Annotated in this window: 7 protein-coding genes and 1 riboswitch; of the genes, 6 read left to right on the forward strand and 1 reads right to left on the reverse strand. The window is 74.5% G+C overall.

Annotated features, from left to right (window positions below; all coding sequences use genetic code 11):
- Both HGA02_RS07285 and HGA02_RS07290 read left to right on the forward strand, forming a co-directional pair.
- A partial coding sequence (locus HGA02_RS07285; protein WP_168678466.1) for a DUF4012 domain-containing protein occupies positions 1-1218 on the forward strand: 1218 nt, incomplete at its 5' end.
- Positions 1219-1371: 153 nt separating this feature from the next.
- Positions 1372-2076, forward strand: coding sequence for a peptidase (locus HGA02_RS07290; protein WP_168678467.1), 705 nt, complete (start codon positions 1372-1374; stop codon positions 2074-2076).
- A gap of 99 nt (positions 2077-2175) precedes the next feature.
- Here the strand turns inward: HGA02_RS07290 and serC are convergent, their stop codons facing one another.
- The gene (serC, locus tag HGA02_RS07295) at positions 2176-3321 is read right to left on the reverse strand and encodes a phosphoserine transaminase (RefSeq protein ID WP_343035349.1); all 1146 of its coding nucleotides are present in this window, start codon (positions 3319-3321) and stop codon (positions 2176-2178) included.
- Between the two features lie 114 nt (positions 3322-3435).
- Between serC and HGA02_RS07300 the strand changes: the two genes are divergently transcribed.
- From HGA02_RS07300 to HGA02_RS07315, 4 genes are all read left to right on the forward strand, one after another.
- The gene (locus HGA02_RS07300; RefSeq protein ID WP_168678468.1) at positions 3436-4137 is read left to right on the forward strand and encodes an iron-dependent transcriptional repressor DtxR; all 702 of its coding nucleotides are present in this window, start codon (positions 3436-3438) and stop codon (positions 4135-4137) included.
- Positions 4138-4422: 285 nt separating this feature from the next.
- A riboswitch (cyclic di-AMP (ydaO/yuaA leader) is annotated at positions 4423-4582 on the forward strand.
- Positions 4583-4584: 2 nt separating this feature from the next.
- Positions 4585-5364: an NlpC/P60 family protein gene (locus HGA02_RS07305; protein ID WP_168678469.1), complete on the forward strand. Its 780-nt coding sequence runs from the start codon at positions 4585-4587 to the stop codon at positions 5362-5364.
- A 263-nt stretch (positions 5365-5627) separates the two neighbouring features.
- Positions 5628-6233, forward strand: a complete 606-nt coding sequence (locus tag HGA02_RS07310) for an HNH endonuclease (RefSeq protein ID WP_238402405.1) — start codon at positions 5628-5630, stop codon at positions 6231-6233.
- A gap of 271 nt (positions 6234-6504) precedes the next feature.
- On the forward strand, positions 6505-6913 hold a 409-nt coding region (locus HGA02_RS07315), incomplete at its 3' end, for a universal stress protein (RefSeq protein WP_168678470.1).

Genomic DNA, 6913 nt, shown 5'->3' on the forward strand with positions numbered 1-6913 from the left:
GTCGAGGAAGCGCGCGACGGTCTCGCGCAGGTCGCGGGTGCGCTCGACGCGGGCGCGCAGGCCGCGACGATGCTGCCCCCGATGCTCGGTGCCGACGGGCCGCGCACGTACCTGGTCGCGGCGCTCAACAGCGCGGAGCTGCGGACGGCCGGCGGGATCGTCGGCAGCCTCGCGGTGGTGCGCGCGGACGACGGCGCGCTGTCGCTCGTCGACCAGCGCAGCACCGACGAGCTCAAGGGCCTCGCGGAGCCGGTCCTGCCGCTCTCGGAGGAGGAGCTCGCGGTCGAGGGCACGGGCCTCGGCCGGTACGTGCAGAACGCGGTGATGACGCCGGACTTCCCGCGCTCGGCGGAGCTGCTCGCCGCGCGCTGGCAGCGCGACGTGGGCGGGACCGTGGACGGTGTCGTCGCGACGGACCCGGTCGCGGTCGCGGCGCTGCTGCGCGAGGTCGGGCCGGTGACGGAGCCCGGTGGGACGCCGCTCGACGCGGACACGCTGCTCGCGACGCTGCTGCACGACGCGTACCTGCGCTACCCCGACCTGCACGCGGCCGACGCGTTCTTCGCGGACGTCGCGTCGACGATCTTCGGTGCGCTCGGGTCGGGCGGCGGCGACGTGCGCGGTCTGGTCGAGGCAGCGGCGGACGCCGGTGAGGAGGGGCGGGTCCGCGTGTGGTCGGCGCACCCCGCGGAGCAGGAGCGCCTGGTCGCGACGACGCTCGGCGGCGCCTTCCTGTCCGGACCGTTCGACGACGCCGCGGGCGTCTTCCTCAACGACGGCACCGCCGGGAAGCTTGACTACTACCTGCGCCCGACGCTGACGGTCGAGGACCTGCGCTGCACGGGTGCGGATCAGTCGGCGACGGTCCGCCTCGACCTCGCGTACGACCCCCCGGCCGACGTCGCGACGTTCCCCGAGAACGTCACGGGCACGAGCGGGGTGGTCCCCGTCGGCTCGCTCGCGACGAGCATCACGCTGTACGGCCCGGTCGGCGCCGCGCCGCAAGGGCTGACGACGGACCAGGGCGTCGTCGGAGGGAAGTCGGCGACGGTCGAGGGCCGGCCGGTCACCGTCGTCGGCTCGCGCCTGGACCCCGGCGGGCGCGCGACGTACCGGTTCGACGTCCCGGTGCGCGACGGACGCGTCGACGTGTGGACGACACCCACCCTGACCAGCCCGGGCAGCGTCACGGCGACGTGCCCCGCGGCCGCCGGCTGAGCCGTCGCTCACCCGCGCGGGTGACCGCGAGACGCCCCGGGACGCGCGACCGGGTGATTGTCCGAAATCACCCGATCCGCCCCTGGGTGCGGGCGCGAGACGCGAGGGAGGATGGGCACGAAATGTCCGTTCTGCCCATCGAGGAGCAAGGTCATGAGCAAGGTCATCCGGGCATGTGCCACCGCGCTGCTGGTGGCGGCGGCCGCCCTGGGCGTCCCCGCCGTGGCCCAGGCGGCGGTCTCGCCGTCGCAGGCGCCCTCCGCGCCGACGCAGCAGCCGTCCGGCCCGCAGTACGGCTGCGAGGGTGCCACCGACGAGTACGGCGCGCCGCTGCCGTGCGACCTCACGGTGTCGATCCTGTCGCCGATCTGCGACAACGACGTCCCGAAGCTGCGGTACGCGGTCGTGCCGAACGGCACCCCGAACACGACCGTCACGATCACGTGGATCAACCCGACCGGCCCGGACGTCGTGCAGTCCGGTCTGCCGCTGTCCGGCACGGTCCTGTGGCCCGGTGCGGTCGTGGGTCCTGACGGCAAGGGCGCGGACTGGCCGGGCTGGTCGCAGGCCGCCGACGGCTCGTGGGTCGAGGGTGACGAGTTCGACTGGGTCCGCCCGTCGGTCAGCGTGAACTTCGCCGTCAACCCGGAGATGACGACGACCGTCGCCTACCCGCCGTCGAGCCCGAACTGCCTGACGAACCCGCCCGGTGAGGCGGTCCTGGCCTCGAACCAGGTCCTGTCCGCCACGGGCAGCGACACCGCGCCGCTCCTGTGGGCCGGTGCCGGCCTGCTGGTCGTGGGCGCGGGTGCCGTCACCGCCGTGACGCTGGTCCGCCGCCGGCACGAGGCGGCCTGACGCGACACCGGGACCGGTCGGAGGGGACCGGTCCCGGGGCCGTCGACGACGAGGCCCGCTCCGCTTCGCGCGGGGCGGGCCTCGTCGTGCGTCCGGGCGTCAGGACAGCTGCTCGACGACGTGGTCGACGCACGCGGTGAGCGCGAGCACGTCCTCCGGGTCGACCGCCGGGTACATGGCGACGCGCAGCTGGTTGCGACCGAGCTTGCGGTACGGCTCGACGTCGACGACGCCGTGCGCCCGCAGCACCTTCGCGACGGTGGCGGCCTCGACCTCGGGGTCGAGGTCGATCGTGCCGACGACCGACGACCGCGCCGCGGGGTCGGCGACGAACGGCGTCGCCCAGTCGCGCGACTCGGCCCACCCGTAGAGGTGGCCGGCCGACGTCGCCGTCCGCTCCGCGGCCCACGCGAGCCCGCCCTGCGCGAGGATCCACTCGAGCTGGTCGGCGAGCAGCAGCAGCGTCGCGATCGCGGGCGTGTTGAGGGTCTGGTCGAGCCGCGAGTTGGTGACGGCCGTGGTCAGCGACAGGAACTCCGGCACCCAGCGGTCGTCCTGCTCGATCCGCGCGGCGCGCTCGACGGCCGCGGGGGACAGGCACGCGAGCCACAGCCCGCCGTCGGACGCGAACGACTTCTGCGGCGCGAAGTAGTAGGCGTCGGTCTGCGCGACGTCGACCGCGAGGCCGCCCGCGCCGGACGTGCCGTCGACCACGACGAGCGCGCCCTGCTCGCGCGAGCCCGGGACGCGGCGCACGGGGGCGGCGACACCGGTCGACGTCTCGTTGTGCGGCCACGCGTACACGTCGACGTCGTCGGCGGCCGCGGGCACGGCCACCTGGCCGGGGGCGACGGTCGTGACGACGGGCTCGTCGAGGAACGGTGCCCGCGCCGCCGCGGTCGCGAACTTGGCGCCGAACTCGCCGAACGACGCGTGCGCGCTGCGGCGCTCGACGAGGCACAGCGTCGCGACGTCCCAGAACGCGGTCGAGCCGCCGTTGCCGAGCACGACCTCGTACCCGTCGGGCAGCCCGAACAGCGCGGCGACGCCCTCGCGGACGCGCCGGACCACGGCGCGGACGGGCGCCTGGCGGTGGGACGTGCCGAGGATCGTCGAGCCCGTCCGGGCGAGCGCGTCGAGCTGCTCGGGGCGGATCTTCGACGGCCCGGAGCCGAACCGGCCGTCGCGCGGCAGGAGGTGCGCGGGGATCGTCACCGCGGGCGGGGCGTCAGGAACGGCGGGCACGGCCCGAGGATAGGCGGTCACGACCCCGGACGGTCGGACCGACCAACTAATCTGTCCCCAGCGTCCGGGCGGTGAGCACCCGCCGAGGCACGGACTGATGGTGGAGGCGTAGCGGTGAGCGACCTGATCGACACGACGGAGATGTACCTCAAGACGATCTACGAGCTCACCGAGGAAGGCCGCACGCCCCTGCGGGCGCGCATCGCGGAGCGTCTGGGGCACTCGGGTCCGACGGTCTCGCAGACGGTGGCGCGCATGGAGCGCGACGGCCTCGTGGTGGTGACGGGCGACCGGCACCTCGAGCTCACGCCCGAGGGCCAGGCGAAGGCGGTGCGCGTGATGCGCAAGCACCGGCTCGCCGAGCGGCTGCTCACGGACGTCATCGGCCTGGAGTGGCCGTACGTCCACGAGGAGGCGTGCCGCTGGGAGCACGTGATGAGCGAGCGGGTCGAGAAGCGCCTCGCGTCGCTGCTCGACCACCCGCACTTCGACCCGTACGGCAACCCGATCCCGGGTCTCGCCGAGATCGGCGAGGAGGTCACGCACGAGGGGTTCCTCGACGGCGTGACGCCGCTGACGGCGATCTCGCCCGCGGTGGGCCAGGACGGCGGCCGGGCGGTCGTCGCGCGCATCGCCGAGCCGCTGCAGGTGGACGTCGAGCTGCTGAGCCGGCTGGCCGACGCCGGGGTGCGCCCGGGCAGCGAGATCGACGTCGAGCGGGGCGACGGCGTCGTCACCGTCGCGGTGCCGGGCTCGGCGACGGTCCTCGACCTCCCCGACGACGTCGCGCGGCACATCTTCGTCGGCGTCAGCTGACCCCTGCCCGACACGCGCCCGTCGGGCGCGGCACGCGCCGTTCACCGGACCGGGTGAGATCGGCCACCTGCCCGTGTGCGCGCTCCCACGCGTCGGAGACCGTCTTCCCAGGTGGTCCCGGCGTGTCGCACCGGCGCGCCGGACGGGCGTCCAACTTCGGACGTTTCTCTTCGTGATCGGAACGTGACAATCGCCGGAGGGGTCCTGTACGTTCGACCTGCTTCAAGGAACCCTCCTCCGCGAAGCCCTCGAGCGGAACGCCTAACCCTGCCGCCGCCCCGAGGTCCGTACGAACCGCCGGCAGGGGCGGGGGACCCACGTTTTGTGGTCCACCGGAGACGGTGACCTTGGGGTGAAGCCGAGGTGGCAGCAGGACCGCCACCGACGCCGGGTGTTCTCCCACCCGAACCCGACAGCTCACCTCGCAGGCGACAGGAGAGGCACCTTGTGACCGTGAGCACCACTCGCGCCCGGCACCGGTCTGCGCGTCGTCCCTCGACGCCCCTGACCGAGCTTGCTTCGGCCGCCTCGGAGCAGATGGGCACCGTCGGCCGTCGTACGGCCGTCGTCGCCGCGTCCTCCGGCCTCGTCGTGACGATGATCGGCGCCGCCCCCGCGGGCGCCGCGTCCGACTCCGCCGCCGGCGCACTGAACTCCGTCGACACCGCAGCACTGACCGCGTCCGCGCGCGCCGTGCTCAACACGTCCCCCGTCGTGAGCTCCCCGGCCGAGGCCGCGTGGACCTTCGACGCCCCGACCGTCACGGCCGTCAAGCCGACGCCTCCGCCGGAGACGCGTCGCGCCACGGCGACCACGACGTCGCGCACCGCCGACCGTGCCGCCACCACCACGACGGCGAAGGCGGCCACCAACGCGCCGATCCCGCAGTCGGTCGCCGGCAACGCGGTCCTCGAGATCGCCGCCCGCTACGTGGGCGTCCCGTACGTCTCCGGCGGCTCGTCGCCCGCCGGCTTCGACTGCTCGGGCTTCGTCTCCTACGTCTACGCGCAGCTCGGTGTGTCCCTGCCGCGCACCTCGTCGGGCATCAAGGCCGCGGCGACGGTCATCTCCCGCGACCAGGCGCAGCCGGGCGACCTCATCTGGAGCCCCGGCCACATCTCGATCTACGCCGGTGGCAACCAGCAGATCGACTCCCCGCGTCCCGGCAAGACGGTCCAGTTCCGCGCGATCTGGCAGAGCTCGCCGGTCTTCCTGCGGGTCGGCTGACCCCAGGCACCGCTTCACCGAGGCCCCGACGACGTCCGCGTCGTCGGGGCCTCGTCGTCGTCCCCGGGACGACGGCACGACCGCACGTGCCGTCGTCCGCGCGCCACCGGTCGTGAGGTGGACGTGCGTCCGGCGTTCACCCGCGGCGCGCACGGAACTCCGATGGCCGTGGCGAGGTCGCCGCGTACGCTGGTCGCGCACCACGCTGTTGCTTCGCCGGGCCGGCAGCCAGCCGGTCCGACCCGTGAGGTCGGGAGGACGCCGTGCTGACCGAGACAACTGCCCTCGCCCCCGAGGGGGGCGGGACGGTCGGCGCGAGCGCCCGTGCCGTCACCGCGCCGCCCGGCTCCCGGGCGATCCCGTCGGCGCTGTCGTCCGGCGCCCGCTCGCTGCTGCTGAACGCGAGCATGGAACCGCTGTGCATCGTGAGCCTGCGACGCGCCGTGCTGCTCGTGATGAGCGGCAAGGCGACGGTGCTCGAGACCGACGGGCGGATGCTGCACTCCGAGCACGCCGCGGTCCCGCTGCCGGTCGTGCTGTGCCTCACCCGCTACGTCCACGTGCCGGTCCGCAAGCCGGTGCCGCCCACCCGGCGGACCGTCCTGCAGCGGGACAGCCACCGATGCGCGTACTGCGGGGGCGGGGCGGACACGGTCGACCACGTGCACCCGCGGTCGCGCGGCGGGCGGCACGAGTGGTCGAACGTCGTCGCGGCGTGCGTGCGCTGCAACCACCGCAAGGCCGACCGGCTGCTGCACGAGATCGGGTGGGAGCTGACGTTCACGCCGCGCGCGCCACGCTGGTCCGTGACGTTCGGGTCGTCCGCGGTGCGGGCCGAGCCGCTGTGGGCGGCGTACGTCCGGACCTGACCGGACCTGAGTCGACCCGACCGGACCTGACCGGGACGCACCGGTCGTCACCGGGTCGCACGGGTCGTCGCGGTCGCGCGGCCGTCGTCCGGCGCGTCCGGTCCGTCGCGGTCCGTGCCGATCGGTGGGTCAAGGATGTGCCAAACTACGGTATCGCTGCCGTCTCATGGGGGCGCGGCGGTGATCCCGGGGGCCACACTGGACCTGGGTGAGGATCCGACGCCGGACGGCGCGTGACGCAGCGGTCACGCGCCGAGGACGGGAGGCCCCGATGGTGCGGGACGACGTGGTGCTCGTGGGGCTGGACGGCTCGGCCGCCAGCCTGCACGCGCTGGACTGGGCGGCCGCGGAGGCCGCGGTCCGCGGCTGGGGGCTGCACCTGGTGTGCGCCTACTCGTTGCCGTCGTTCACGGCCGCGTCGCTCGACGGCGGGTACGCGGCGCTCGACGACACCGCGATCCAGCAGGGCGCGAAGGCCGTGCTCGCCGAGGCGTCCGCGCGCGTCTCGGCGTCCGGCGTGCCGGTCACGGCGACCGTGCAGACCGGTGACGCGGCGGGCGTGCTCGTCGACATGTCGCACCGCGTGCGCCTCGCGGTCGTCGGGACGCGCGGTCGCGGCGGGTTCGCGGACCGGCTGCTCGGCACGGTGTCCTCCGCGCTGCCCGCGCACGCGTACTGCC

Origin of the sequence: Cellulomonas septica, from assembly GCF_012396155.1 — a bacterium.
Classification (GTDB): domain Bacteria; phylum Actinomycetota; class Actinomycetes; order Actinomycetales; family Cellulomonadaceae; genus Cellulomonas; species Cellulomonas septica.

Excerpts from the sequence above, each read along its gene's own strand:
- HGA02_RS07290 (WP_168678467.1), top strand. The coding sequence starts at position 1,372 with ATGAGCAAGGTCATCCGGGCATGTGCCACCGCGCTGCTGGTGGCGGCG.